The 26,583-nt window shown below is 57.3% G+C and carries 26 protein-coding genes; 9 read left to right on the forward strand and 17 right to left on the reverse strand.

Going from position 1 to position 26,583, the window contains the following annotated elements; translation table 11 throughout:
• Positions 1 to 51 precede the first annotated feature (51 nt).
• Positions 52 to 1,422 carry an O-antigen ligase family protein gene (locus tag ACMGGQ_RS21715; protein WP_229226546.1) on the reverse strand — a complete coding sequence of 457 codons (1,371 nt, stop codon included), beginning with the start codon at positions 1,420 to 1,422 and terminating at the stop codon, positions 52 to 54.
• A 230-nt stretch (positions 1,423 to 1,652) separates the two neighbouring features.
• Between ACMGGQ_RS21715 and ACMGGQ_RS21720 the strand changes: the two genes are divergently transcribed.
• Positions 1,653 to 2,756: a glycosyltransferase family 4 protein gene (locus ACMGGQ_RS21720; protein ID WP_196346917.1), complete on the forward strand. Its 1,104-nt coding sequence runs from the start codon at positions 1,653 to 1,655 to the stop codon at positions 2,754 to 2,756.
• On the opposite strand, the gene ACMGGQ_RS21725 is transcribed toward ACMGGQ_RS21720, so the two are convergent.
• From ACMGGQ_RS21725 to rfaD, 5 genes are read right to left on the reverse strand one after another with little or no spacing between them, the layout of a single operon-like run.
• Positions 2,735 to 3,844, reverse strand: coding sequence for a glycosyltransferase family 4 protein (locus ACMGGQ_RS21725; RefSeq protein WP_420290497.1), 1,110 nt, complete (start codon positions 3,842 to 3,844; stop codon positions 2,735 to 2,737). The two genes, ACMGGQ_RS21720 and ACMGGQ_RS21725, sit on opposite strands and share 22 nt — an antisense overlap.
• Positions 3,841 to 4,950, reverse strand: coding sequence for a putative lipopolysaccharide heptosyltransferase III (gene rfaQ, locus ACMGGQ_RS21730; RefSeq protein ID WP_420290498.1), 1,110 nt, complete (start codon positions 4,948 to 4,950; stop codon positions 3,841 to 3,843). Before rfaQ ends, ACMGGQ_RS21725 begins: the two co-directional genes overlap by 4 nt.
• Complete coding sequence (gene rfaC, locus ACMGGQ_RS21735; RefSeq protein WP_420290499.1) at positions 4,943 to 5,929, reverse strand: lipopolysaccharide heptosyltransferase RfaC; 987 nt, start codon at positions 5,927 to 5,929, stop codon at positions 4,943 to 4,945. Before rfaC ends, rfaQ begins: the two co-directional genes overlap by 8 nt.
• Before the next feature lie 3 nt (positions 5,930 to 5,932).
• Entirely contained in the window at positions 5,933 to 6,979 is a 1,047-nt protein-coding gene (rfaF, locus tag ACMGGQ_RS21740; protein WP_045907906.1) for an ADP-heptose--LPS heptosyltransferase RfaF, read from the reverse strand.
• 2 nt (positions 6,980 to 6,981) lie between these two features.
• A complete protein-coding gene (rfaD, locus tag ACMGGQ_RS21745; protein WP_008502707.1) occupies positions 6,982 to 7,914 on the reverse strand; it encodes an ADP-glyceromanno-heptose 6-epimerase in 933 nt (310 codons plus the stop codon).
• A 215-nt stretch (positions 7,915 to 8,129) separates the two neighbouring features.
• Here rfaD and kbl point away from each other — a divergent pair, with 215 nt between their 5' ends.
• The 3 genes from kbl to ACMGGQ_RS21760 all read left to right on the forward strand — a co-directional run bounded on the left by kbl (position 8,130) and on the right by ACMGGQ_RS21760 (position 11,304).
• Entirely contained in the window at positions 8,130 to 9,326 is a 1,197-nt protein-coding gene (gene kbl / locus ACMGGQ_RS21750; RefSeq protein WP_048028122.1) for a glycine C-acetyltransferase, read from the forward strand.
• Positions 9,327 to 9,335: 9 nt separating this feature from the next.
• Positions 9,336 to 10,361: an L-threonine 3-dehydrogenase gene (tdh, locus tag ACMGGQ_RS21755; RefSeq protein WP_024906616.1), complete on the forward strand. Its 1,026-nt coding sequence runs from the start codon at positions 9,336 to 9,338 to the stop codon at positions 10,359 to 10,361.
• A gap of 142 nt (positions 10,362 to 10,503) precedes the next feature.
• On the forward strand, positions 10,504 to 11,304 hold the full coding sequence (locus ACMGGQ_RS21760) for a glycosyltransferase family 2 protein (RefSeq protein WP_045907904.1): 801 nt from the start codon (positions 10,504 to 10,506) through the stop codon (positions 11,302 to 11,304).
• 11 nt (positions 11,305 to 11,315) lie between these two features.
• On the opposite strand, the gene ACMGGQ_RS21765 is transcribed toward ACMGGQ_RS21760, so the two are convergent.
• The 3 genes from ACMGGQ_RS21765 to gpmM are packed head-to-tail and all read right to left on the reverse strand — an operon-like array spanning position 11,316 to position 15,089.
• Positions 11,316 to 12,248, reverse strand: coding sequence for a divergent polysaccharide deacetylase family protein (locus ACMGGQ_RS21765; protein WP_045907903.1), 933 nt, complete (start codon positions 12,246 to 12,248; stop codon positions 11,316 to 11,318).
• Between the two features lie 3 nt (positions 12,249 to 12,251).
• The gene (envC, locus tag ACMGGQ_RS21770) at positions 12,252 to 13,511 is read right to left on the reverse strand and encodes a murein hydrolase activator EnvC (RefSeq protein ID WP_025910576.1); all 1,260 of its coding nucleotides are present in this window, start codon (positions 13,509 to 13,511) and stop codon (positions 12,252 to 12,254) included.
• A 33-nt stretch (positions 13,512 to 13,544) separates the two neighbouring features.
• Entirely contained in the window at positions 13,545 to 15,089 is a 1,545-nt protein-coding gene (gene gpmM, locus ACMGGQ_RS21775) for a 2,3-bisphosphoglycerate-independent phosphoglycerate mutase (protein WP_420290500.1), read from the reverse strand.
• Positions 15,090 to 15,336: 247 nt separating this feature from the next.
• Between gpmM and ACMGGQ_RS21780 the strand changes: the two genes are divergently transcribed.
• From ACMGGQ_RS21780 to cysE, 5 genes are all read left to right on the forward strand, one after another.
• Positions 15,337 to 15,768 (forward strand): rhodanese-like domain-containing protein, encoded by a 432-nt coding sequence (locus ACMGGQ_RS21780; protein ID WP_023309913.1) that lies wholly within the window; start codon positions 15,337 to 15,339, stop codon positions 15,766 to 15,768.
• A gap of 11 nt (positions 15,769 to 15,779) precedes the next feature.
• Positions 15,780 to 16,031 (forward strand): glutaredoxin 3, encoded by a 252-nt coding sequence (gene grxC, locus ACMGGQ_RS21785; RefSeq protein ID WP_008502715.1) that lies wholly within the window; start codon positions 15,780 to 15,782, stop codon positions 16,029 to 16,031.
• 32 nt (positions 16,032 to 16,063) lie between these two features.
• Positions 16,064 to 16,531 (forward strand): protein-export chaperone SecB, encoded by a 468-nt coding sequence (gene secB / locus ACMGGQ_RS21790; RefSeq protein ID WP_003860835.1) that lies wholly within the window; start codon positions 16,064 to 16,066, stop codon positions 16,529 to 16,531.
• Positions 16,531 to 17,550, forward strand: a complete 1,020-nt coding sequence (gene gpsA, locus ACMGGQ_RS21795; RefSeq protein WP_045907901.1) for an NAD(P)H-dependent glycerol-3-phosphate dehydrogenase — start codon at positions 16,531 to 16,533, stop codon at positions 17,548 to 17,550. Before secB ends, gpsA begins: the two co-directional genes overlap by 1 nt.
• Positions 17,551 to 17,625: 75 nt before the next feature.
• Complete coding sequence (gene cysE / locus ACMGGQ_RS21800) at positions 17,626 to 18,447, forward strand: serine O-acetyltransferase (RefSeq protein ID WP_008502718.1); 822 nt, start codon at positions 17,626 to 17,628, stop codon at positions 18,445 to 18,447.
• Here cysE and trmL read toward each other — a convergent pair.
• The 8 genes from trmL to mtlD form a co-directional block, all read right to left on the reverse strand.
• Entirely contained in the window at positions 18,444 to 18,917 is a 474-nt protein-coding gene (trmL, locus tag ACMGGQ_RS21805) for a tRNA (uridine(34)/cytosine(34)/5-carboxymethylaminomethyluridine(34)-2'-O)-methyltransferase TrmL (RefSeq protein WP_045907900.1), read from the reverse strand. The genes cysE and trmL overlap by 4 nt on opposite strands.
• A 45-nt stretch (positions 18,918 to 18,962) precedes the next feature.
• Positions 18,963 to 20,303: an MFS transporter gene (locus tag ACMGGQ_RS21810; RefSeq protein ID WP_063622811.1), complete on the reverse strand. Its 1,341-nt coding sequence runs from the start codon at positions 20,301 to 20,303 to the stop codon at positions 18,963 to 18,965.
• Positions 20,304 to 20,487: 184 nt separating this feature from the next.
• Entirely contained in the window at positions 20,488 to 21,675 is a 1,188-nt protein-coding gene (lldD, locus tag ACMGGQ_RS21815; protein WP_023334042.1) for a quinone-dependent L-lactate dehydrogenase, read from the reverse strand.
• The gene (lldR, locus tag ACMGGQ_RS21820) at positions 21,672 to 22,445 is read right to left on the reverse strand and encodes a transcriptional regulator LldR (RefSeq protein ID WP_023294814.1); all 774 of its coding nucleotides are present in this window, start codon (positions 22,443 to 22,445) and stop codon (positions 21,672 to 21,674) included. Before lldR ends, lldD begins: the two co-directional genes overlap by 4 nt.
• Entirely contained in the window at positions 22,442 to 24,097 is a 1,656-nt protein-coding gene (gene lldP, locus ACMGGQ_RS21825; RefSeq protein WP_039267048.1) for an L-lactate permease, read from the reverse strand. Before lldP ends, lldR begins: the two co-directional genes overlap by 4 nt.
• Positions 24,098 to 24,368: 271 nt before the next feature.
• Positions 24,369 to 24,731 carry a YibL family ribosome-associated protein gene (locus ACMGGQ_RS21830; RefSeq protein ID WP_420290501.1) on the reverse strand — a complete coding sequence of 121 codons (363 nt, stop codon included), beginning with the start codon at positions 24,729 to 24,731 and terminating at the stop codon, positions 24,369 to 24,371.
• Positions 24,732 to 24,789: 58 nt separating this feature from the next.
• Positions 24,790 to 25,380 (reverse strand): mannitol operon repressor MtlR, encoded by a 591-nt coding sequence (mtlR, locus tag ACMGGQ_RS21835; protein WP_047071159.1) that lies wholly within the window; start codon positions 25,378 to 25,380, stop codon positions 24,790 to 24,792.
• A complete protein-coding gene (mtlD, locus tag ACMGGQ_RS21840) occupies positions 25,377 to 26,525 on the reverse strand; it encodes a mannitol-1-phosphate 5-dehydrogenase (RefSeq protein ID WP_111967658.1) in 1,149 nt (382 codons plus the stop codon). The genes mtlR and mtlD overlap by 4 nt, the downstream gene beginning before the upstream one ends.
• Positions 26,526 to 26,583: the final 58 nt, after the last annotated feature.

Raw genomic sequence — 26,583 nt, forward strand, 5'->3', positions numbered from 1 at the left:
TGATGGGTAACGTTGCGCCGATGCCTGTTATCATCGGCGCAATATACGCGATCAGGAGGTTGTTTCTGTCCGTTTAGCGGGTCGTAACGCGCACATTCCCACAAGTAACCCGGTTAACAGCATATATTGTTCCAGGTAGTGATCTTTCAAATTGTGGTCAACCATGGTGCGGGAGAAGAAACCAACCGTAAACAGCAGCAGGAACATGCCTGCCATCATATTGCCATGGCGGAACTCGCGCCAGCCGATGTACCAGCAGCCTGCCAGCAGAATCAGCCAGCCTGCAATGCCCACAACCCCGTTCTGGATACCAAACTCAATCAGGCCGTAGTGGCTGTGCGGAATATCAATGCGATTGTCCTGCGTGTCGCGACGCAGCACATAGCGGAAGGCCTCTTTGCGAGGTCCCATTCCCGCAGGATGTTCACCCACCAGTTTCCAGCCCTGATGGAAGAAACTCGCGCGACAGCCGTTGGAGTGGTCCATTGGTCGACCGAGATCGTTAGTCGGTACAGTTCCGTTGGTTCTGTTATAGCAAAAACTGGTGAAAGGCGCGTTCCAGCCTGTTACTGCATCATCTTCCAGGTTTTGCCAGCGCGGATCGGTTTTCCAGGAAGCATAGCCCAGAAGCGCGGAAACGATAATGATGCTCACAAGAATAATGCCTGTTAGTACTACCCGGCTGCGACGCATACTGTGCAGGCTGAGCAGTATGAAGGTGGAGAACAGACTACCAACCAGGCCGATCGTTCCCCAGCGGGTATCGACTAACGCCGTGCAGACAAGGTTACACAGCAGCATAAAGGCGAGGAACGGTGTCTTCAGGCGTAAGAAACGCTGATGAAGCAGGCCGCGTGCAAGCAGTTCAGCGATCAGGAAACCGGTGATCATATTGACCTGGAAGCTCATGCGCGTGCGGTTATAAACAATCCGCGTTTCGCCCCAGTGGATCACGCCGTCTCGCCAGTAAAGCCAGACGGTATCAAGGAGGTGGATACAGACGACGCCCCAGAAAAAAAGGACGACGAGAGTAAAGAAACGGGCTGCCGATAAAGAGGGGAAGCGCTCCTGAATCACCGGTAATAACACCAGACCCGCGCAGAAAAGCAATACCGGACGGAACCACTGACCATCCCAGGTCGACACCATTTCTTTAATATCTGGCGCGACAAAAAAGCCGTTAATCAGGATAAAGAAGGTTAATGCCCAGAGCACAATAAGCACGAACTTAATTTTGTTTAAGTCCAGCGCTTTTCTCGCCACTGAGGAGCTAAAGAAAAGACCGAGCGCCACCACAATATTAGGATAAATCAGTCCATTACGATGAAAAGGTAGCTGATCGTTTGGGATTGGCCAGATAAAACATAAAGCCAGTACAGACAGTACTAAAAGACCTGTCAGGATGTTACGAGTATTTGTCATAATTTTGGTACTGGTAAAGGATCTCGGCGTTAATACCGGTTAGTTAACAATGCCATACGCAGATTCCACTGATTTTGAGTGGAATAAAAGCCTGAGAAAATTACCACATAAGCCATAACTACAGAAGGACAATGTTTGTAAGCAAGATTAATCCGCCTGTGCATTATCGTAATACCCACGTATATAATCGGCAGCCTGGACAGCGGTTTCAGCTAAACGACAGGAAATATATGCACATTGTTCACACTGAAGCAGACGGTGGCAAAGGCGGGCAGCCTCTGCGCATTATCAACGAATCGCTTGGGATGATTCAGCGTGGCCATCAGGTGACTCTCCTTTGTCCGGAAACTGCGCCGCTTCACGCGCTGGCACGCAGTGCCGGTCTGACGGTGGTCACGATGCCGTTGAAGCGTAAGAACCTTAAAAACCTGCAGCTGCTGCGTCGCTGGCTGAAGGATAACCGTCAGTCGATTGACGTCATCAATAGCCATAACTCTGCCGATACCTGGCTGGTGGCGCTGGCGAATCTGACGCTCTCCAACCCCGTACCACTGGTGAGAACCCGTCATGCGTCCGGCGTTCCGCGTAACAACTGGACGACACGCTGGCTGTTCCGCACCGCCTGCGCGCACATCGTGACTACCGGGGAGGCGCTGCGCCATCAGGTGGCAAATATTGGCGTGCCGATGTCTCAGAGTACGTCGGTGCCAAGCGGTGTCGATACGCAGCGTTTCCATCCGGGAGATAAGCACGAAGCTCGCGCGCATTGTGGCCTGTCTGAGGAAGATTTCTGGCTGGGCGTGGTGTCGCATTTGCGCCCGAACAAAGGCCATAGCGTACTGTTGCATGCCCTGGCGAAAATCGACAATCCACACATCAAGCTGGCGATTGTTGGCGAAGGCCCGCACAAGGCGACGCTGGAACAGGAAATCGCCGCGCTGGGATTACAGCAGCGCGTGGTCATGGCGGGACATCAACCCGATCCGGAACGCTGGTTTCCGGCCTTTGATATTGCGCTGAGTCCTTCGCATGATATGGAAGGTGTGCCGCAGGGCGTACTGCAATCGTTAGCCACCCGTATTGCCACCATTGCGACGGATGCCGGTGGAACGGGGGATGCGGTGATTAACGGGCAGACGGGATTGTTGGTCGCCCAGCGCGACGAAAACGCACTGCGCGATGCCATAATGAAACTCTATGCCGACTCAGCCCTTCGCGAGACGCTCGCGCAACAGGGGTATGACTACCTGAGCACGCACTTTACCCGCGAATGTATGCTGGACGCGATGGAGAAGGTCTTCTCCGATGCCGCTCAGCGCAGCAAATCGCGATAAAGCGTTTGTAGCTCTCGGGCCATTCTGTCCAGGGTGAAAGGCTCCGCAGTCGCACGCGCGGCAGCGGCGTAATCGACACCCTGTTCACGGCCTTTCAGCCACAGCGAGATGGCCTGCTGGTAACCTTCGCTGTCCAGCGCATCGCGTACCCAGCCGTTTTGACCCTCGGTTATCCACTCCGCCGCGCCACAACCGTGGCTGGTGAGCAGTGGCAAACCACAGGCCAGGGCTTCCACACAGACGTTCGGGAAGGGATCGTAGAGCGTCGGCAGGATAAGGGCATCAGCCGTGCCATACACTTCACGCACGTTGGCTACGGGGCCCAGGAACGTCACTCGAGAGGAAATTCCCAGCGCCTGCGCCAGCTTTTCGAACTTCCGCGCATGTTTATCGCGGCCGGCAATCAGCAGCCAGACGTCAGGATGCGCCACAATAGCGCGCAGCGCGGTGGCGACGCCTTTGCGGCTGAAGCCTGACCCAACATACGCCAGTACCGGTGCGTTAAGGGGAATACCCAGTGCATCACGCTGCGAAAGGGCGCGGACCTCAGGACTAAACTGAACGGTGTCTACGCCGTTGTAGATCACCGTCAGCTTGTCTTCCGACAGTCCGAAGCGACGGGCGATATCATCGCGAACCATCTTCGAATTACAGATCACCTTGCGCAGCTGCGGATGGGTAAACATCTGCGCCTCGGCCTGCAGAATGTAGCGGTGATAACGGCTCAGAGACTGCGCCCAACGCGCCAGTGGCGACAGAATACGACCATATTGCTCAAGCCAGGTGGCGTGAACACCGTCGCCCGCCCGGAAGATGGTGGCACCCGGTATGCGTTCGTGGCTTTGCACAATATCAAACTGCGCAAAATGCGCGGCGGCTTCGACGGCAAAACCAGATTCACGCGCGATGCGATTGCGAAACGGCGGATTGACCGTCAACGTTTTCCAGCCTGCGGCATCCTCCCACTGGCGAGCAATCAGCGTGACATCAAGGGAGGTATCCTGCGCCAGCACGTTTAGCGCACGTGAGACAAAACGCTCTGCGCCACCGTTGGGGTTGTAGGTCTGTCGGACAATGGCCAGCTTCATGCAGGTGTTTCCGTTTCCAAGAGCATCGTATCGATGGCGCTCAGCACCTGCTGCGGGGTGATGGCGGTGATGCAGTCTGAGACACCGCTGTCTCCGCAGCCCGCTTTGCCGCACGGCTGGCAGGTAAACCCGGCAACGATTACGCGATAATTTACCCCCCACGGCGCCCATTTGATGGCGCCGGTAGGGCCAAAGATAGCAACGGTCGGCGTACCGACGGCGCTTGCAAGGTGCATCGGCATGGAATCCACGCCAAAGTACACCCGGGCGTGCTTCATCAGCGCACCCAGCTCTTTCAGGTTCAGCTGACCGCTTAAATCAAAGACCGGCTGGGTGAGGGCTGCGCGCAGCTCATCCATGTAGGCCTTCTCTTCTTTTGACGGTGCGGCGGAGAGGACGATCGGCAGGCCGCGCGCCGCCAGGTTATCAATGGTCGCAGCCAGTTTTTTGATATCCCAGGCCTTAAACATCCAGCGCGAGGTCGGGTGAACCAGAATGTAGGATTTACTCGTGAGCCCAAACCCGGCCAGTTTTTCGGCCACAGAGGCTTCTGCCGCGTCACCAGGCACAAAAAGCGTATGCTTGTCTTCGTCGGACTGCGGATGAATACCGATTCGGCGCAGGGCATCCAGATTAACTTCCACCATATGGCGGCTGTTGTCCTGAATGGCCGGGTAGAGCGTGGTGAACGATTTCACCCAGCGACGACGTGCCAGGCCCCCGCGTTTATCCGGCTTAAAGCCGACGGAGACGCGCGGTTTCAGGCGACGCGCCAGACGCGCGCCGTGCCAGTGTTCGGTCAGATTAATCAGCACGTCATACTGACGGCCTTTCAGGGTATTCAGCAGGGCGCGGTAGAGGCGAAATTGTTCAAACCAGCCCTTCTTGCGCCAGTTGCGCCCAATAGTATGCACCTGGTCGATATGCGGATGGCTGGTCAGCATCGCCTGGGTATCGTCATAAACCAGCGCATCGACTTCCACGTTCGGCCAGTTCTTTTTCAGCACGGTAAACACCGGCGAGGTAAGCAGAACGTCACCGTGGTGACGCAGCTTAATAATCAGCACGCGCTTTGGCGGGCGCTCCACTGAGAAAAAATCAGACATAGGCTCTCTCTGCTGCCAGCAAAGGCTCTAATTGCGCAAATACCGCAGCGGCGCTGAGATCGCTCAACTGCGATGAGTGTTCCGGGCGGCAGATATACTGATTTTTTCCATAGCCGCCGATCAGGCCCGGGTCCGTTGGGCCGTAAAGCGTGATGTTAGGACGGTCCAGCGCCGCCGTCAGGTGGCTGAGGCCCGTATCCACGGAGACTACAGCCGTAGCGCCTGCCAGCGCCTGAGCGACGCCGTCAAGTTTCATGCGCGGCAGAACGTCCACGTAATCAAATCCTTCTGCCAGTCGTTTGGCCCGTGCCTCTTCGTGCGGTGCGCCCCACGGGAGTTTGATACGCAGCCCCGCGCTTGCCAGCAGGCCGATCAGTTCGCGCCAGTGCGCTTCCGGCCAGTGCTTGTCATCGCGGGTTGTCGCGTGAAGGAAAATCAGATAAGGATCGCTTTCCTGCGATGAGGTGTGCAGGAAATGCCGGGAAATCGCATAATCGCCCTGGGTTTCCGGTTTCGCATAGCCCAGGCTTTTGGCAAACAGCTCTCGGGTACGTTCCACCGCATGCTGTTGCTTTGCGATGTGGTGGCGGCGGTTATAAAACAGGCTCGCCAGCGGTTCTCGGGCGCTGTGCCAGTCCATCCCGTGCTTTACGCCGTGTGCCAGACGCGTTACCAGCGCGGCGCTTTTGACCAGCCCCTGCGCGTCAATGATGGCGTCGTAATGCTGTGCCCGCACCGCCTCGCGGAAGGCTTTGCGTTCGGCTTTAATCGGCGCGGAGAACCACGCTTTGCGCCAGCGGCGAATCGCCACCGGGATCACGCGGTCAACCGTTTCATGCCAGGTGGGGATCTGCGCGAAGCCTTCTTCCACCACCCAGTCAAAACGAATGCCGGGGATGGCCCGCATGGCGTCCGTCAGCGACGGCAGCGTATGCAGAACATCACCCATCGAAGAGGTTTTAACGATCAATACCCGCATTCGTTATCCTTCTTCGCTCAACAGCAGTGCGTTGAGTTCTTCGAGAACACGCGCTGGCGTAATGTCGATCAGGCTCTGATGGTAACCTTCTGCCGCATCGCCTTTGCGCACCTTGTGATAGCCGGTAATGAGACGGATAACGCGCGCCTTGTGTGACAGCGGCGGCGTGAAGTCCGGGCTGCTTGGGCCATACAGCGCTACCAGCGGGCGGTTGAGTGCAGCGGCGACGTGCATCAGGCCTGAATCGTTGGTGACCACGGCGTGACAGGCGGCAATCAGAATAACGGCCTGTTCAAGCTGCGTTTCTCCCGCCAGGTTGCGGCACCAGGCCTGCTGTTCATTACTGAGTGTGGCGAGAATTTCGTTGCCCGCCTCGTGGTCTTTTGCCGAACCGAACAGGACAATCTGGTAGCCTTCGTCGATCAGCTGTTTCGCCAGCTCCGCATAGTGGTAGTGCGGCCAGCGTTTTGCCGGACCGAACTCGGCGCCAGGGCAGAAGCCAATCATCGGGCGTTCAGACGAAAGGCCAAACGCGCTGCAGGTCTGGGATTTTTCACCGTCGTTAACCTGAAGCTGGGGCCAGAGCAGCGGCTGCGGCAGGTCTTTCGCACTGCGCATCACGCCTTTGTCATAGGCCAGCGCCACGTAGCGCTCCACCATTAATGGCCAGGCCGCTTTATCCAGCACCCGCGCATCGTTCAGCAGACCGTAGCGCATTTCGCCGCGCCAGCCGGTGCGATGCGGGATGCCCGCAAAGAAGGGCACCAGCGCGGATTTAAAGGAGTTGGGCAGGACATACGCACGATCGTACCGCTTTTCGCGCAGGCTATGGCCGAGCTTGCGGCGCTCGCCAATCTCCAGCGCCCCGTGGCCGAGCGGCATCGGGATCGCTTCATTCACTTCCGGCATACGCGATAACAGCGGACGGCACCACGCGGGTGCCATCACGTCGATTATCGCCTGGGGATAACGCGCCTTGAGCGTGCGATAGAGACTTTGCGACATCATCATGTCGCCCACCCATGACGGGCCGATCACCAGAATTCTCATACTTACGCGTCGCGGTTCAGCCAGGCCATATATTCCGTTACGCCTTCGGCAACGGTCTTGAACGGCTTGTCATAACCTGCGGCGCGCAGGTTAGTCAGATCGGCCTGCGTGAACGCCTGGTAACGGCCTTTCAGCTTATCAGGGAACGGAATGTACTCGATGCTGCCTTTTTTATGGTACGCCAGCGTGGCGTCAGCCACCGCCTGGAAGGACTCTGCGCGGCCGGTACCGAGGTTGAAGATGCCGGACACGCCGTTTTCCCAGAACCACAGGTTTACGGCGGCCACGTCACCCACGTAGACGAAGTCACGCTTAAAGCCGTCGCTGCCTTCGAAAAGTTTTGGACTTTCACCGTTATTCAGTTGGGTGTTCAGGTGGAACGCTACGCTCGCCATGCTGCCTTTGTGGCCTTCGCGCGGTCCGTAGACGTTGAAGTAGCGGAAACCGACGATCTGCGAGTTCGCTTCTGGCAGTACCTGACGTACGTATTCGTCGAACAGGAACTTGGAGTAACCGTAGACGTTCAGCGGCTGCTCATATTCGCGGGACTCGATGAAGTCCGAGGTGCGCCCGCCGTAGGTGGCAGCAGAAGAGGCATACAGGAACGGAATTTCACGCTCCAGACAGTAATGCAGGATCTCTTTGGAGTACTGATAGTTATTGTCCATCATGTACTTGCCGTCCCACTCGGTAGTGGACGAGCAGGCACCTTCGTGGAAGATGGCTTCGATCTCGCCGAACTCTTCACCTGCCATAATCTGGATAAGGAAGTCTTCTTTATCCATGTAGTCAGCGATGTTCAGATCCACCAGGTTAACGAACTTGGTGCCGTCTTTCAGGTTGTCAACCACCAGGATGTCGGTGATGCCTTTGTCATTGAGAGCCTTAACAATATTGCTGCCGATAAAGCCTGCGCCGCCGGTAACGATGATCATAACTGTAACCTTTGAAGTGTGGAGCCCGGGGACAATCCCGGACGCTAATGTTTCTATCATATCATTAGTATGGCTGCCCTTCAGCCATTCACCGACATAGCGCAAGGGTACACGTGATTTATGCTGCAAAAACGACAAGAGATGACGTGTCATCTCGTCATGAACTATAGGTTTGGGTAATATGTCCCGAAATTTGCCGAGTCTGGAGAATTGCAATGCGTGGTGATTTTTACAAACAGTTAAACAGCGACCTCGAGACCGCACGTGCGGAAGGGTTGTTCAAGGAAGAGCGTATTATCACGTCTGCCCAGCAGGCGGACATCACCGTTGCCGACGGCAGCCATGTGATCAACTTTTGTGCGAACAACTACTTAGGTCTTGCGAATCACCCTGAGCTGATTGCCGCTGCCAAAAACGGCATGGATACCCACGGCTTCGGCATGGCCTCCGTACGCTTTATCTGCGGAACCCAGGACAGCCATAAGCAGCTTGAGCAAAAGCTGGCAACCTTCCTCGGAATGGAAGATGCGATTCTGTACTCCTCCTGCTTTGATGCCAACGGCGGCCTGTTTGAGACCCTGCTCGGCGCAGAAGATGCCATTATCTCCGACGCCCTCAACCATGCTTCCATCATCGACGGCGTGCGCCTGTGCAAAGCGAAGCGTTTCCGCTACGCCAACAACGACATGGTTGAGCTGGAAGCGCGCCTGAAAGAGGCTCGTGAAGCGGGCGCTCGCCATGTGCTAATCGCCACCGACGGCGTGTTCTCCATGGACGGCGTGATCGCCAACCTGAAGGGCGTATGTGACCTGGCAGATAAATATGACGCGCTGGTGATGGTTGATGACTCTCACGCGGTGGGCTTTGTCGGCGAAAACGGCCGGGGCTCCCACGAATACTGCGACGTCATGGGCCGCGTGGACATCATCACCGGTACGCTGGGCAAAGCGCTCGGCGGCGCATCCGGCGGCTATACCGCTGCGCGCAAAGAGGTGGTTGAGTGGCTGCGTCAGCGCTCCCGTCCGTATCTGTTCTCCAACTCCCTGGCGCCGGCGATTGTTGCCGCTTCTATCAAAGTGCTGGAGATGGTGGAGTCCGGTGCCGGGCTGCGCGACCGTCTGTGGTCTAACGCCCGTCTGTTCCGTGAAAAAATGAGCGCAGCAGGGTTCACCCTGGCCGGTGCTGACCATGCGATCATTCCGGTGATGCTGGGCGATGCGGTCGTGGCGCAGCAATTTGCCCGCGAACTGCAGAAAGAAGGGATTTACGTCACCGGGTTCTTCTTCCCGGTGGTGCCAAAAGGTCAGGCGCGTATCCGCACCCAGATGTCTGCGGCGCATACGCCTGAACAAATTGAACGTGCGGTGGAAGCCTTTACCCGCATCGGTAAACAGCTGGGCGTCATTGCCTGAGGACGTGTGATGAAAGCGTTATCCAAACTGAAAGCGGAAGAAGGGATTTGGATGACCGACGTGCCGGAGCCGGAAGTCGGTCATAACGATCTGCTGATCAAAATTCGTAAAACGGCTATCTGCGGTACTGACGTTCACATCTATAACTGGGACCAGTGGTCGCAGAAAACCATTCCTGTACCGATGGTTGTCGGTCACGAATATGTCGGTGAAGTGGTGGGTATCGGTCAGGAAGTGAAAGGCTTCAAAATCGGCGACCGCGTTTCCGGTGAAGGCCATATTACCTGCGGCCACTGCCGTAACTGCCGCGGCGGGCGTACGCACCTGTGCCGTAATACCATCGGCGTGGGCGTGAACCGTCCGGGCTGCTTCGCGGAATATCTGGTGATCCCGGCCTTTAACGCCTTCAAAATCCCGGACAATATCTCTGACGATCTGGCCTCCATCTTCGACCCGTTTGGCAACGCGGTACACACGGCGCTCTCCTTCGATCTGGTGGGTGAGGACGTGCTGGTCTCCGGTGCGGGCCCAATCGGCATCATGGCGGCGGCCGTGGCGAAGCACGTGGGTGCACGCAACGTTGTGATCACCGACGTGAACGAATACCGCCTGTCGCTGGCGCGCAAAATGGGCGTCACCCGCGCGGTGGATGTCTCGAAAGAGAGCCTGACCGACGTGATGGAAGAACTGGGCATGACCGAGGGCTTCGACGTGGGCCTGGAGATGTCCGGCGCGCCGCCGGCGTTCCGCACCATGCTCGACACCATGAACCACGGTGGTCGTATCGCGATGCTGGGCATTCCGCCGTCGGATATGTCTATCGACTGGAATAAAGTGATCTTCAAAGGGCTGTTCATCAAGGGCATCTATGGCCGCGAGATGTTTGAGACCTGGTACAAGATGGCGGCGTTGATTCAGTCCGGCCTGGATCTGTCCCCGATTATTACTCACCGTTTCTCCATCGATGAGTTCCAGCAGGGCTTTGACGCGATGCGTTCCGGCCAGTCAGGGAAAGTGATCCTGAGCTGGGAGTAACAGAGAAAGCGCCTTCGGGCGCTTTTTTTACGACCTCTTCACGTTTCTTACATCCGCAATCAGATTATTTCGATTTTTCCTTCGCTTTTTTACCCGCACACTTATAAAGTTTGTTGATTATCCGTTTAAGTTTACAGCGCCTATGTTCAAGCTTACCGTTTGTTTATTGACCTGTAATTCTGCGCGTTTGCTGCGCGAGGTGATTCCTCCGCTGCTGACGGTGGCAGATGAAATTGTCGTTCTGGATTCCGGCAGTACGGATGCCACTCTTTCTATTTGCCGCGAGTACGGGCTCTCCCTTCATCATCACCCCTATGCTATGCATGGCGTGCAGATGAACCATGCGATCGATCTGGCGAGCAATGACTGGGTGCTTTGCATGGATAGCGACGAGATTCTGGACGCGGAGACTGTCGACTTTATTCTGACCCTGAAAGCCGGGGATGAACCTTCCGCCGATCGCGCCTGGCGTATCGCCCGGTACTGGCATGTGCTGGGTGAAGAGGTGCGTACAATCTACCCTGTTTCCTCCCCTGATTTCCCGGTGCGGCTGTTCAATCGTACCCAGGCTCGCTTCAACCAACGACCCGTGGATGACAAAGTTGAAGGCAAGATTGTCGCCATGAAAATGCCAGGGCGGGTGCGTCACGACACGTTTTATAACCTTCATGAAGTGTTCAACAAGCTCAACAGCTACACCACCCGGCTGGTGAAGTACCAGCCGGCTCGCCCTTCGATCGGACGCGGCATCATCAGCGCCATCGGGGCGTTCTTCAAATGGTATCTGTTCAGCGGAGCCTGGCGTCAGGGCAAGGTTGGGGTCGTGACAGGACTGTATGCCACAGCCTACAGCTTTTTGAAGTATTTCAAATCCTGGTATCAGCATCAGGAGAAAAAAGAGCCCGTTGCGAATGAGCAGACGGACTCTCAGATTGCGAAATAAGCGTCAGGCGGTCAGGCTTTCTTACCCCATCCCTGCCACTGCTGCTGGACGTATTTCACCAGCGTACTGTTACTGATGCTGTCTCCGATGACAGAGAAGAAGCGGGTCGCGTAGACCGGTTCAAGCGGCTGCTTCGGTACACAGCGCTTTACGCCGCGGAACGGATTACGCGGTGCGGTCGGCACGGGCTGCGCAGAATTCGGCGTAGAGGTATCCACTTGCGGCTCGTTAAGCAGATCGCTCGGGCGCACCAGCGTGATATCGGAAGGTAAGGTCGGCAGCATTTGCTGCAGAACGCGGACGGTCGACGGGTGCGGGTGACCGATGGCAATGGCCGAACCATTGCGGCGGGCCAGCTGTACCGCGCGATTGAACTGCATACGAATATCGGCTTCGTTCTGGGTGTCATCCAGGAACACCTTGCGCTTAATCACCTTTACGCCCGTTCCCTGAGCGGCGCGCATCGCCTGGCTGTTGCCGATGGTCATGCTGTCGAGGAAGTAGAGATTGTAACGCTCCAGCGCCTGCATCACTTTTAGCATCCCGTACAGGCTGGAGGTCATCGCGCTGCCCATATGGTTGTTCAGCCCTACGGCATACGGCACCTTGTTGTAGGCGTCACGGATGATGCGCTCGATCTCCTCGCTGCTCATATCCGGGCGCAGGGTATCTTTTTCCAGCGGCTGCTTGCTGAGCGGGGCCATGGGCAGGTGGATGAGAACCTGATGCCCGCTGCTGTGGGCTTTGGTCGCCATCTCACGCGCGTGGGGGGCATTTGGCAGGACGGCAACGGAGATGGCTGACGGCATCGCCAGCACCTGATTTTCATAGTGCGGACGATAACCAAAGTCATCAATCACGATAGCGAGCTTACCTGCGTATACCGGTGCAGCCAGCGCCAGCGCGCTGACGACGGAGAAAACGATTCGACGAAATTGAAGCAAAACTTATCTTCCCAACCACGGCTGTGGATTGACCGCCTGACCCTGACGACGAATTTCGAAATAGAGTGACGGGCGGCCCTGACCGCCACTGCTGCCCACAAGGGCGATGGGTTGGCCCGCGCGCACCTGCGTGCCGACGCTGACCAGCGCGCTCTGGTTGTAGCCGTAAAGGCTCATATCACCTTTACCGTGTTCGACTACCACCACCAGTCCGTAACCCTGCAACCAGTCGGCCAGAATCACACGACCATCGGCAATCGCTTTCACTTCGCTACCTTCAGACGCACCGATAACGATCCCTTTCCAACGTAGCTCACCCTGCAGCTGTTCGCCATAGCGATGCAGAATTGAACCGCGAACGGGCCAGAAAGCCTGGCCGCGAGGTGAGCCCAGGCCGCCGGTACGCGACATCAGGGAACGTTCACTTTCGCTTGGCTTGTAGGTGGTGCCTTTGCGGGAGGCTTCCTGCTGCTTGTCGCGAACGGCCTGCGCCTCGCGAGCCTCTTTTTCGGCGCGCGCTTTCGCCGCGGCTTCCGCACGGGCGATGCTGTTGCGCAGTTTGGATTCGTTGGCGCGCATTTCGCTCAGCTGGCTCTGTCCTTCCTGAATCGAGGACTCGAGACCGGCCAGGGTTTTCTTACGCTCGTTGCGCGCCTGCTCGAGCTTCGCCTGCTGCGCCTGCTGATCGTAGAGCAGCGTCTGCTGCTGGCTCTGCTTCTCTTCCAGCTCGGCTTTTTGCGTGGAGACCTCTTCGCGCGTCTGCTTCAGCTGCGCGATCGTCTCCTGACGCGCCTGGTTCAGATAGCCAAAGTAGGCCTGCAGGCGCTGGCCGCGCTGGCTCTCTTCGCCGCTGAGGATCAACTGGAGTCCGGTATGTTCACCCTGGCGGAATGCGGCATCAAGCTGTGCCGCAAGATTGCGCTCCTGCGCATCGCGCTGGCGCTCGAGTTTGGCAATCGACGCGTTCATCTCGTCGATCTGCTTATTCAGCTGGGCGAGGGTGTTTTGCGTTTCACGGAGTTTACGCGTGGCAGCGGAGATGGCCTCTTCCTGCTGCTTAAGCTGGGCGAGCAGGGCGGCGCGCTGCTGCTGCTGCTGGCGTACCGCACGCTCTTTGGCGGCGATATCGGCCTGAATGGATTTCAGCTGGTCGCGGTCATCCGCGTGGGCGGATGCGGCGCACAGCAATACGCCAGCGCTGAGTGCGCTGGCGTAAAACAGAGGTCTGACTGATAACCTAAGCGGCTTCACGACCCATGTGATTGAAAAAATCGCCTTTCCCCTCATGGGGAGCGATTATTCCACGATGAACAGCGGCTTACCAGTCATCTCTTCAGGGATCGGCATCCCCATCAGCGACAACATGGTTGGCGCGATGTCAGAAAGCTTGCCGCCTTCTACGGCTTTCACTGATTTATCACCCACATAAATCAGCGGAACCGGCAGGTTGGTGTGGGCGGTGTGCGCCTGGCCGGTCGCCGGGTCGCGCATCTGTTCAGCGTTACCGTGATCCGCGGTGATCAGCAGCTGGCCGCCAACGGACTCAACCGCTTTCGCCACCTGCTCAACGCAGTGGTCCAGCGCTTCAACCGCTTTCACTGCCGCTTCCATCACCCCGGTATGACCGACCATGTCGCCGTTCGGGTAGTTACAGATGATGGTGTCGTACTTACCGCTCTCGATGGCCGCAACCAGTTTTTCAGTCAATTCTGCAGAGCTCATCTCTGGCTGCAGATCGTAAGTGGCGACTTTCGGGGAGTTGATCAGAATGCGCTCTTCGCCCTTGAACGGCTCTTCAACGCCGCCGTTAAAGAAGAAGGTCACGTGTGCGTATTTTTCCGTTTCGGAGATACGCAGCTGCGTTTTGTCGTTCTTCGCCATCCACTCACCGAAGGTATTGGCCAGCGAGGCGGGTGGGTACGCGCATGGGGCTTTGATGTCTGCCGCGTATTCGGTCAACTGGATGAAGTTGATGTTAACCACTTTCTTACGGGCAAAACCGTCGAAGTCGCTGTTGACGAACGCACGGGTGATTTCGCGCGCGCGGTCAGCGCGGAAGTTCATGAAGATCAGCGCATCGCCGTCTTCCATCGCGGCATCGGCCTGGCCTTCAGCACGGATCACGGATGCTTTCACGAATTCGTCGTTTTCATCACGTGCGTAGGCGGCTTCCAGCGCTTCAACGGCGGTCGCGAACTGGAATTCCCCTTTTGCCAGGGTCAGCAGGTCATAGGCCTGTTCAACGCGATCCCAGCGGTTGTCGCGGTCCATGGCGTAGTAACGACCAATGATGGAGGCCACGCGGCCTTTGCCCAGCGCGGCGAATTTGTCTTCAAAGGCTTTCAGGGAGCCTTCTGCACTGCGTGGTGGCGTGTCGCGACCGTCCAGGAAGGCGTGCAGATAGATTTTTTCCGCACCGCGTTCAGCGGCCAGCTCAACCATCGCCATGATGTGATCTTCGTGGCTGTGAACGCCGCCGGCAGAGAGCAGGCCCATAATGTGAACGGCCTTGCCAGCAGCAACGGCTTTATCAACCGCGCCTGACAGCGTTGGGTTGGAGAAGAAGGTGCGTTCTTTGATTTCAACGTCCAGACGCGTCAGGTCCTGATACACAATACGCCCGGCGCCCAGGTTAACGTGACCGACTTCGGAGTTGCCCATCTGGCGGTCCGGCAGGCCCACTTCCAGGCCAGACGCGTCAATCAGCGTATGCGGACGTTTTGCCCACAGGGCATCCATGACCGGGGTTTTGGCGTTTAAAATAGCGTTATCCTGGCTGTCTTCACGGTAGCCATAGCCATCCAGAATCACCAGTACCATAGGTTTTTTAGAAACCGACATTGCGACAACCTCATGCTCAAGAGTCAAAATTTGCGTAATTTTACTACAGCTGAATCGATCAAATAGCCGCAGAAGATCAAAGAAAGCGCAGGGGCAAGGTGCTGACCAGACCATTTTGAGGCATTTTTTTAGGTGGCATGCCGCAGAAAATGGATTAGGTTAGGGTCGCTGGCTGTATTTGCCAGAACGCACAGGTATACTCCTGTCCTGGTTTTTTTTATCACTTAGTCGGGAGTAGTTACCCTCCATGCAAGAAATTATGCAATTCGTTAGCCGCCATCCGGTTCTGAGCATCGCGTGGATTGGCCTGCTGGCTGCTGTGCTGTTCACCACATTTAAGAGCCTGACGTCTAAGATTAAGGTTATCACCCGTGGTGAAGCGACGCGTCTGATTAACAAAGAAGATGCCGTCGTTGTCGATCTGCGTCAGCGTGACGATTTCCGCAAAGGTCACATTGCGGGCGCAATCAACCTGTTGCCAGCTGAAATCAAAGCGAACAACGTCGGTGAGCTTGAAAAACACAAAGCCCAGCCGATTATCGTTGTGGATGCGACCGGCATGCAGGCACAGGAATCTGCCAGCGCGCTTCATAAAGCAGGCTTCGAAAACGTAACGGTGCTGAAAGAAGGTATTTCCGGCTGGAGCGGGGAAAATCTTCCTTTGGTGCGCGGTAAATAAGGAGTTCAGTCATGGCCCATATTGAGATCTATACCAAAGCGACGTGCCCGTTCTGCCATCGTGCGAAAGCGCTGCTGAACAGTAAAGGCGTCACGTTCCAGGAACTGCCGATCGACGGTGACGCGATTAAACGCGAAGAGATGATCCAACGTAGTGGTCGTACGACGGTTCCACAGATTTTTATTGATGCGCAGCACATTGGCGGCTGTGATGACTTGTATGCGCTCGACGCCCGTGGTGGACTCGATCCGCTGCTGAGCTAAGAGACTTTAGGACAATTAAAAAGGGTATTTCCATGTCAGAACAAAACAACACCGAGATGACTTTCCAGATCCAGCGTATCTACACCAAAGATGTCTCTTTCGAAGCGCCAAATGCGCCACACGTTTTCCAGAAAGATTGGCAGCCAGAGGTTAAACTTGATCTGGATACCGCATCTACCCAGCTGGCAGATGACGTGTATGAAGTCGTGCTGCGTGTGACCGTTACCGCCTCTCTGGGCGAAGAAACTGCATTCCTGTGTGAAGTACAGCAGGGCGGTATCTTCTCTATCGGCGGCATCGAAGGCAACCAGATGGCGCATTGCCTGGGTGCGTACTGCCCGAACATTCTGTTCCCGTATGCGCGTGAATGCATCACCAGCCTGGTTTCTCGCGGTACATTCCCGCAACTGAACCTTGCGCCAGTTAACTTTGATGCGCTGTTCATGAACTATCTGCAGCAGCAGGCTGGCGAAGGTGCTGAACAACATCAGGATGCCTGATGAGCACTGTTAATGCGTCAATGACTGTGATCGGTGCCGGCTCATACGGCACCGCTCTTGCCATTACTCTGGCAAGAAATGGTCACGAGGTGGTCCTGTGGGGCCACGACCCAAAACATATCGCCACGCTGCAGCGCGATCGTTGCAACGTCGCGTTTCTCCCGGACGTTCCGTTCCCTGACTCCCTGCACCTTGAAAGCGACCTTGCGACCGCGCTGGCGGCCAGCCGCAACATTCTGATTGTGGTTCCGAGCCATGTCTTTGGCGACGTGCTGCGTCAGATTAAGCCGCTGATGCGCCCGGATGCGCGCATTGTTTGGGCGACAAAAGGACTGGAAGCCGAAACCGGACGCCTGCTGCAGGACGTTGCCCGCGAAGCGCTGGGTGATGCGATCCCGCTGGCGGTCATCTCCGGCCCGACCTTTGCCAAAGAGCTGGCCGCTGGCCTGCCGACGGCGATTTCGCTGGCCTCAACCGATCAGGCCTTCTCCGACGATCTCCAGCAATTGCTGCACTGCGGCAAGAGCTTCCGCGTCTACAGCAACCCCGATTTTATCGGCGTGCAGCTGGGTGGGGCGGTGAAGAATGTGATTGCGATTGGCGCCGGGATGTCCGACGGCATTGGTTTTGGTGCTAACGCTCGTACGGCGCTGATCACCCGCGGTCTGACCGAAATGTCCCGCCTGGGCGAAGCGCTGGGTGCCGATCCGGCCACCTTTATGGGGATGGCTGGCCTGGGCGACCTGGTGCTGACCTGTACCGACAACCAGTCTCGTAACCGCCGCTTTGGCATGATGCTCGGACAGGGCAGCGATGTGAAAGATGCGCAGGAGAAGATTGGCCAGGTGGTTGAAGGCTACCGCAATACCAAAGAAGTCCGCGAGTTGGCGCACCGTTTCGGTGTCGAAATGCCAATAACCGAGGAAATTTATCAGGTATTGTATTGCGGAAAAAATGCGCGCGAGGCAGCATTGACCTTATTAGGTCGTGCGCGCAAGGACGAGCGCAGCAGTAACTAGTCGGAACCGTTGTCACCTGAATGACCCAGCCAGCGCAGAACTGGCTGGTCATTATACTATCGTCTGGAGTTAGCAATGCCGTGTGAAGAACTGGATATCGTCTGGAATAACATTAAAGCCGAAGCCCGGGCGCTGGCCGACTGTGAGCCTATGCTGGCCAGTTTCTACCACGCAACGCTACTCAAGCACGAAAACCTCGGCAGCGCGCTCAGCTATATGCTCGCCAACAAGCTGGCGTCCTCGATCATGCCCGCGATTGCCATTCGTGAGGTGGTGGAAGAGGCTTACGCCGCTGACCCGGAAATGATCGCGTCTGCCGCCTGTGATATCCAGGCCGTGCGCACGCGTGACCCGGCGGTCGATAAATATTCTACCCCGCTGTTGTACCTGAAAGGCTTCCACGCTCTGCAGGCGTACCGCATTGGGCACTGGCTGTGGAATGAAGGCCGCCGCGCGCTGGCCATCTTCCTGCAAAACCAGGTTTCCGTGACGTTTCAGGTTGATATTCACCCGGCGGCGAAGATTGGCCGTGGGATCATGCTCGACCACGCCACCGGGATTGTTGTCGGGGAAACGGCGGTGATTGAAGACGACGTCTCGATCCTGCAGTCGGTTACCCTGGGCGGTACCGGGAAAACCAGCGGCGATCGCCATCCGAAAATTCGCGAAGGGGTGATGATAGGCGCGGGTGCCAAAATCCTCGGCAATATCGAAGTCGGACGCGGCGCGAAAATCGGCGCAGGCTCCGTGGTGCTCCAGCCTGTGCCACCGCATACCACCGCCGCTGGCGTACCGGCGCGCATCGTCGGTAAGCCAGACAGCGATAAGCCGTCCATGGATATGGATCAGCACTTCAACGGTATTCACCATACGTTTGAGTATGGTGACGGCATTTAACGTCTGAGAATGGCGCCCGGATACCCAAGCTGGCGCCATGCTTCATACACCACTACCGATACCGCATTCGACAGGTTCATGCTGCGGCTGTCCGGCATCATCGGAATACGGATTTTCTGCTCAGCGGGCAGGGCATCCAGAATCGTGGCCGGCAGGCCGCGGGTTTCCGGGCCAAACATAAGATAGTCACCCTCCTGATAGCTTACGGCGCTGTGCGCTGGCGTACCTTTGGTGGTCAGGGCGAACATGCGCTGCGGCTGCTCGGCTTCCAGAAACGCGGCGTAATCATGGTGGCGAATAACGGCGGTAAATTCATGATAATCCAGCCCCGCGCGGCGCAGGCGTTTGTCGTCCCACGTAAAGCCCATTGGCTCAATGATGTGCAGACGAAAACCGGTGTTGGCGCACAGGCGGATAATATTGCCGGTATTCGGCGGAATTTCTGGTTCGAATAAAACGATGTTAAGCATGCTGCCCCCTTAATTGCGGGGGCAGGATAGCAGAAAAGAGAGGAACTACGCGACGCCGGGTTCTTGCGAGCGGCTGTACAGCATTTTGTAGACGGTTGCCGCTGCGGCCACAAGAGCGGGTACGCTGAGGATCATTAAAATACTGTCTGCCTGCCATTGCATCGAAAGAAGCTGGGCGCTGGTCATGGTGCCCGCCACGCCGCCAAAGCGGCCAATCCCCTGCATCCAGGCGATGCCCGTCGCGCGGCACTCGGTGGGATAAAAGGTGGCGGCCAGGGTCTGCATGCCCGACTGCGCGCCGTTCATCGCGATCCCCATCAGGAAAATCAACCCGCCAAACAGGGCGATATGGTTATGCTCCATGCCGAGTAGCAGGATCAGCCCCATCGTCAGGATAAACCCGCCCGCGACAACCTTGTGCGCTTCCCAGCGGTCCATCATCCAGCCGGCGAGCAGAATGCCGGCCGTGCCGCCGAAGGTGAACAGCGAGGTGAGCCAGGCGGACTCCGCCAGCGCATAACCCATCCCCTGCATCAGCGTCGGCATCCAGCTCAGCAGGACGTAGTAGATGACCAGCCCCATAAAGTAGGTCACCCACAGCATCAGGGTGCCAGGCAGCCAGGGCATGGAAAACAGCTGCGACACGCTCCCTTTTTTAGACGCGACTTTCTCCTCCGCCAGGAAAAAGCCCGTGACGCCCTCCAGCGTACCGCGGGCGAACCGGCTGGCAATGCGGCGAACCTGCATGACGTCTTTCCCGCGCTGCACCAGAAACTTCACCGACTCCGGCAACAGCAGTGCCAGCAGCAGCGTTAAAATCAGCGGCGCAATTGCGCCGGTCAGCAGCACGCTTCGCCAGCCGTGGTGGGGAATCAGCCAGGACGAGATCGCGCCGCCGCCCGCCGCACCCAGAGGGAAGCCGCAGTACATGGTATTGATCGCCATGGCGCGACAGCGCTGGGGGGCAAACTCGGAGATCAGCGTAATGGCATTCGGCATGGCGGCGCCGAGCCCCAGGCCCGTCAGAAAGCGCCACAGCGTCAGGGTATTGAGGCTTTGCGCCCAGGCCGTGCCCAGGCTTGCCAGGCCGAAGAACAGACACGAAAAGACCAGCACGCGCTTGCGCCCCATCCGGTCCGATACCGGACCGGCGATCAGCGCGCCCAACGACAGCCCCAGCAGCGCCGCGCTCAGCACCGGCCCCAGATCCTGTTTATGGATCCCCCATTCTGCCGACAGCGTGGGCGCGATGTAGCCCATTGCCGCCGTATCAAAGCCATCGATCGCCAGAACCAGAAAGCCCAGCACAATGAGTAGCCAGTGAAACCCTGAAAAGCGACTGTCGTCGATCACCTGCTGAATATCCACCTTACCTGAATAGGTCATACGCTCCCCTCTGATGTGATGTTGTTTTTGTGTTCTTGTCTTTTCTTGTCTATACAATTGCGGACGGCAGGTGGATGTCAAATTTTCTTATCCAATATGTTATCTAGATGTTATTTTCGGCATAAAAAAGCGCCCGAGGGGGAGATCAGACGCGTGAGAAAGAGAATTTAAAATGGGTGAGAATTCAGGCCGCATTTCCCTGAGCAAGCGGAGCCAGCGCTGCCGGTAATTTGCTTAACTCCTGCACCAGAGAATCCTTACTAATTTCGCTAATGGTTTTCGCACCGGTCAGCGTCATCGCCACCTTCATCTCTTTTTCGATCAGGTTAAGCAGATTCGCCACGCCTGCCTGACCGGCCGTCGCCAGGGCGTACAGATACGCGCGTCCCAGCAGCACGCTGTCGGCACCCAGCGCAATCATACGCACCACGTCCAGCCCGTTGCGGATCCCGCTGTCGGCCAGGATGGCGATATCGCCTTTCACCGCATCGGCAATAGCTGGCAGGGCGCGGGCAGAGGAGAGCACCCCGTCGAGCTGGCGTCCGCCGTGGTTAGAGACCACAATCCCGTCTGCGCCAAAGCGGACCGCATCGCGGGCATCTTCCGGGTCGAGGATCCCCTTGATCACCATCGGGCCATCCCAGAATTCGCGGATCCACTCCAGGTCTTTCCAGGAGATGGACGGATCGAAGTTATTCGCCAGCCAGCCGATGTAATCCTCCAGCCCGGTGGGTTTACCCAGATACGCCGAGATATTCCCCAGATCGTGTGGACGACCGTTCAGGCCAACGTCCCACGCCCACTGTGGATGCGTTACCGCCTGCCAGTAGCGGCGGAGCGCCGCATTTGGGCCGCTCATGCCGGAGTGGGCATCACGATAGCGTGCGCCGGGGGTCGGCATATCAACGGTAAAGACCAGCGTGGAGCAGCCCGCCGCTTTGGCGCGCTCCAGCGCGTTACGCATAAAGCCGCGATCGCGCAGGACGTACAGCTGGAACCACATCGGCCGCTTGATGGTTGGGGCGACCTCTTCTATCGGGCAGACGGACACGGTGGAAAGGGTAAACGGAATGCCTTTAGCATCTGCGGCGGCGGCGGCCTGCACTTCACCGCGACGGGCGTACATGCCGCATAAACCGACAGGTGCGAGCGCGACGGGCATGGAAAGCGTTTCGTTGAACAGTTTTGTCTCAAGGCTCAGGTCAGACATATTCTTCAGCACGCGCTGGCGCAGAGCCACCTCCGACAGATCTTCCACGTTGCGGCGCAGGGTGTATTCGGCATACGCCCCGCCGTCAATGTAGTGGAACAGGAACGGGGGTAAAATGCGCTGCGCCGCGGCGCGATAGTCACTGGCTGCTGAAATGATCATGCTTTGTTCTCCCTGGAAATATCACTGTCGCCAGGCAGACGGGTAATACGCGCCTGTCGGGCCTGGTCTTCATCGAATCGTTTGATGGTGGTATGCACGAAACCGAGATGCGCCATCATCGCTTTGCGCGCGGCTTCGGCATCACCGGCCAGAATGGCGTTGAGCACCGCCTCGTGTTGTTCGGTCAGCTGGGCAAACACCGGAGGAACCAGATACATACGCTGGCGGCTCTGCTTCACGGAGGATTGCAGCAGGTCGAAGAACCCGCGCATGGTCTGGAGCAGCACGACGTTGTGCGACGCCTCGGCAATCGCCAGGTGAAAACGCACGTCCGCCTGGGAGGCGATGTCCGGGTCGCTGCTTTGCGTGGCCTCAAAGCAGGCGATGAGTTTCTCTTTGTCGGCGTCGGTTGCCCGCATGGCCGCGTGCCAGGCGGTACTGGTTTCGATGGCGTGACGCGCTTCAAGGATGTCGAAGCTGTAGTCCGGGTCGTTCTCCATCAGCGTTTTCAGCGGCTGAACGATGTTTTGCTCGGACCAGTCGTCATGCTGCCAGCGTACAAAGGTGCCGCCGCCGCGACGGCTTACCAGCACCCCTTCGCTGACCAGTGTTGCCAGCGCCTCGCGCAGTGAATTGCGCGACACGCCAAGCTGGGCGGCGAGCTGGCGTTCGGCGGGCAACTTCATGCCCGCTTCCAGCTGTTGTTCTTCAATCAGCGCCCGCACGCGAGAGGCAATCTCGTCGGACAGGCGTCTGGGCATCACTATCATGGGATCATCCAGGTTAAGACATAGGCCTGCAGGGTGGTGATCACCCCGACCATGCAGGTGAATATCAGGCTGTGTTTCACGGTAAAGCGGAACAGATCCGACTCTTTACCGACCAGTCCCACCGCCGCACAGGCAATGGCGATGGATTGTGGGGAGATCATTTTCCCGGTCACGCCGCCGGTGGTATTTGCGGCCACCAGCAGAACATCCGACACGCCAATCTGCTGGGCCGCCGTGGCCTGCAGCGCGGCAAACAGGGCGTTAGACGAGGTATCGGAACCGGTCAGGAACACCCCCAGCCAGCCAAGGAACGGCGAGAAGAAAGTGAAGGCGTGGCTGGTATGCGCCAGCGCCAGTGCCAGCGTTGATGAGAGACCGGAGTAGTTCGAGATAAACGCGAACGCCAGCACCATGCCGATGGAGTAGATCGGCAGCATCAGCTCTTTAACGGTCGCCGCAAAAGTCTGCACCGCAGCCGCAGGCTTCATGCGCAGCCACACCACGGAAAGAATAGCGGCAAACAGGATGGCGGTCCCGGTGGCGGAGAACCAGTCGAATTTATAGACTGCGGCATACGGCGTGGCGGCGTGCACCACCGGCGGCATACGGGCGACCATCTTGTCGAGGAACGGTACCGAAACGTTAATCACCATGTCGTACAGCGCGCCGCCCGGGGCGAACAGGGCTTTAAACGGCGGGATGCTCCACAGCGTAACCGTGGCGGTCAGGAACAGGAACGGCGACCAGGCGCGAATCACCTGTCCTGCGGTATAACCGGTGCGGGCCAGGGTTTGATCGACCTGCGAGGCGCCCATGTCGGCGAAGCGGAAAATACGGACCGGCTGCCAGCGTTTCAGGAACAGCGTCAGGCAGACCAGGGAAACCAGCGAAGAGATGATGTCCGGCAGTTCCGGGCCAAGGAAGTTCGAGCTGAGGTACTGGGCAATCGCGAACGAACCGCCCGCCACCATCACCGCAGGCCAGGTCTCCTTCACGCCGCGCCAGCCGTCCATAATCGCCATGATCCAGAACAGGACGATAATGGTCAGGAACGGCAGCTGGCGACCCACCATCTGGCCAATCTCAAAGCTGTCCAGGCCGGTCACCTGGCCCGCCACCAGAATTGGAATACCCATCGCACCAAACGCCACCGGTGCGGTGTTCACAATCAGGCACAGGCCCGCGGCATACAGCGGGTTAAAGCCCAGGCCCACCAGCAGCGCGGCGGTGATCGCCACCGGTGCGCCAAAGCCTGCCGCGCCTTCCAGAAACGCCCCAAAGGAGAAGCCGACAATCAGCATCTGCAGGCGCTGGTCCGGCGTAATGGAGAGAATCGACGAGCGGATAATGTCGAACTGTCCGGTTTTCACCGAGATTTTATAGACAAAGACCGCCGCGATGATGATCCACGCAATCGGCCACAGGCCGTAGAAGAAACCGTAGACGACGGAGGCCAGCGCGCGATCGACCGGCATTTTGTAGAAGAACAGCGCCACCAGCAGGGCGATGGCGACGGTGTACGTCGCGGCAAGGTAGCCCTTCAGTTTGAGCTTAATCAGCGCAAAGAAGAAGAACAGGATCGGAAGCGATGCGATCAGGCTCGACAGCCAGATATTGCCGGCCGGGTCGTAGTTTTGTTGCCAGAGGCTCATGCAGGTCTCCTGGGGACCAGACAGCCTGCGCTGCGGGCGAGTCTCCGCTCATCTCTGCGTCACAGTCTGTGTAAAAGTGGTCCTGCCAATGTTGTGTTGTAGGGTTAATGACAATGAATGGTTAACCAGATGTTATGAGCTAGCAATGGTTTTGTGAGCGGAAATAATGGAATTGTGAACCGGGGAAGGATTGGTTGCGCTATTGGTTGGACCAATTCACACGAAGGGGAAAAGAGTAGGCCGGGTAAGCGTAGCGCCACCCGGCATGAAATCAGAACGCCGTCTTACAAAAACCCGTCATCTCTTTCAGGCCCATTTCGCGGCCAAGCTCGGTCATCGGGTGAACCACCACCAGACCACGGACACTTTTCTTCAGCTTGCCCATGTCGGCCTGCTCTTTTTTGGTGATCGCACGATGGTGCGGCATGTTCATCAGCTTCTGCGCTTCTTTGCTCAGCTTCTGGCCTTTGACTTCGCGCAGGCGCTCGATCTCTGCTTCCAGCTTCGCGGTCTCTTTTTCAAGCTCGGCATACTTCTCGGCGGACTCGACCAGTGACAGGCCCGCCATCTGGTGGCGGATGAGATCCAGGCGGTCGCTCAGGCGTTTAATTTCGTTCTTTTCGACTTCTTTCATGACAAATAACTCTGAAAACGGGGAATTTACAGGGAAGGATACACCAATGTGAGCAGGCTTACTTCTGAAACGCTTTTTTTAAGCTGATTCGGGAAATCAGCTCAGTCAGGGAGAGAACCATCGTGGAACGGACAACCTGTTGATAACGCAGCTTTTGCATCGCGTAGAGCTCAGGGTCGCTGTTATCAAACTGCGGTGCCGGAGGAAGCGCGGTGACGCAGTGCAGCTCGCCGAACGGCCCCAGGATTTCATCGTCGGTGAAGGTGTATTCATTACCGTCATGGTTGAGTTCTTCGCGCAGCGCCATTAGCAGCTCCGCATCTTCATACTCTTGGCGGTTCAGCACGCCAAGACCATAAATCAGTTTCAGACGCACGGATAAATCGCCCAGCGGTCCGTCTCCGTCCAGTAACGGTTCTACAGCATATTTTACCGCGTAGTCGTCTTTGCGAAACACCTGAAGCACCAGGATATTCACCGCCTCGGTTAACAGCTCGACGGCGGCAATCAGGAAACTTCGTACGGTTTTGCCAGCATTCAGACGCTCAAGCACACGATTTTCAAAGGCCTGGGTTTGTTCCATTATTGCCTGCATATCTGACAATCTGTTATCCGGGCGCAGGCTAACCTGCGCCGCATTCTGCATCATTTGGTTGCGTTGTATGCGTTAACCGCCTCCACAACCACGTCGCTGTTGGCGTCCAGACCGGAAATCTGCGCCAGCGCAGCCTGCGCGCCCTGGGTATCAATCAGCTGAGCCAGTTCCTGCGCCTGCGGGTCCTGCTCGCTGCGGTAGTGCATTGCGGCGGCAATCCCTTTCACCAGATTGGCGTGCGGCAGGCCGTATTCCAGCGTGCCCAGCAGCGGCTTAATCAGGCGGTCGCCCGCGCTCAGCTTACGCAGCGGCTGACGGCCCACGCGCTCAACGTCATCTTTCAGATACGGGTTTTCAAAGCGACCGAGGATTTTCTGGATGTATGCTGCATGTTTATCCGCATCGAAACCGTAGCGTTTAATCAGCACCGCGCCGCTCTCTTCCATTGCCTCTTTTACCACCGCGCGGATCTTCTCATCGAGGATCGCGTCACGAATGGTCTGATGACCGGCCAATTTTCCGAGGTACGCGGTTATAGCATGCCCGGTGTTCAGCGTGAAGAGTTTGCGTTCGACAAATGCCATCAGGTTATCGGTTAATTCCATTCCCGGAATGGTCGGCAGCGCGCCTTTAAACTGGGTTTTATCGACGATCCACTCGCTGAAGGTTTCTACGGTCACTTCCAGCGGATCGTTGGTCGCGGATTCGGAAGGCGGAACGATGCGATCCACGGCGGAATCCACAAAACCCACGTGCGCTTCAACCCAGGCTTTGTCTTCGTCTGCCACAGCGTTGAGCACATGGCCTTTCAGCTGCGTAGTGCCGCGCACCATGTTTTCACAGGCGATGATGTTCAGCGGGGTATCGATACCCTGCGCTTTACGTTTTGCCAGGCCTTTCGCGACCGCAGGGGCGATGCGCTCAAGCACAACCGGACCCACGGCGGTGGTAACCAGATCGACGCTGGCGATAAGGTCAATAACGTCGTCGCCGATGCTGCTGACCGCGTTGACGCCAGATACCGTCTCAACCTGCTCGTTTTCACCGACCACATGGACCTGATAGCTATGACGGGCATTCAGGGCATCCAGGACAACCTGATTCACATCGGCGAATGTCAGGGTAATGCCCGCGTCTGCCAGCAGTTTACCGATAAAACCACGACCGATATTACCTGCGCCAAAATGTAATGCTTTCATAGTGTTAACCTTCATCAATGTTTTTACCCGAGAGGGCTGGGGTGAGGAACGTTTTCCC

Origin of the sequence: Enterobacter sp. BNK-13, from assembly GCF_048685015.1 — a bacterium.
Classification (GTDB): domain Bacteria; phylum Pseudomonadota; class Gammaproteobacteria; order Enterobacterales; family Enterobacteriaceae; genus Enterobacter; species Enterobacter quasiroggenkampii.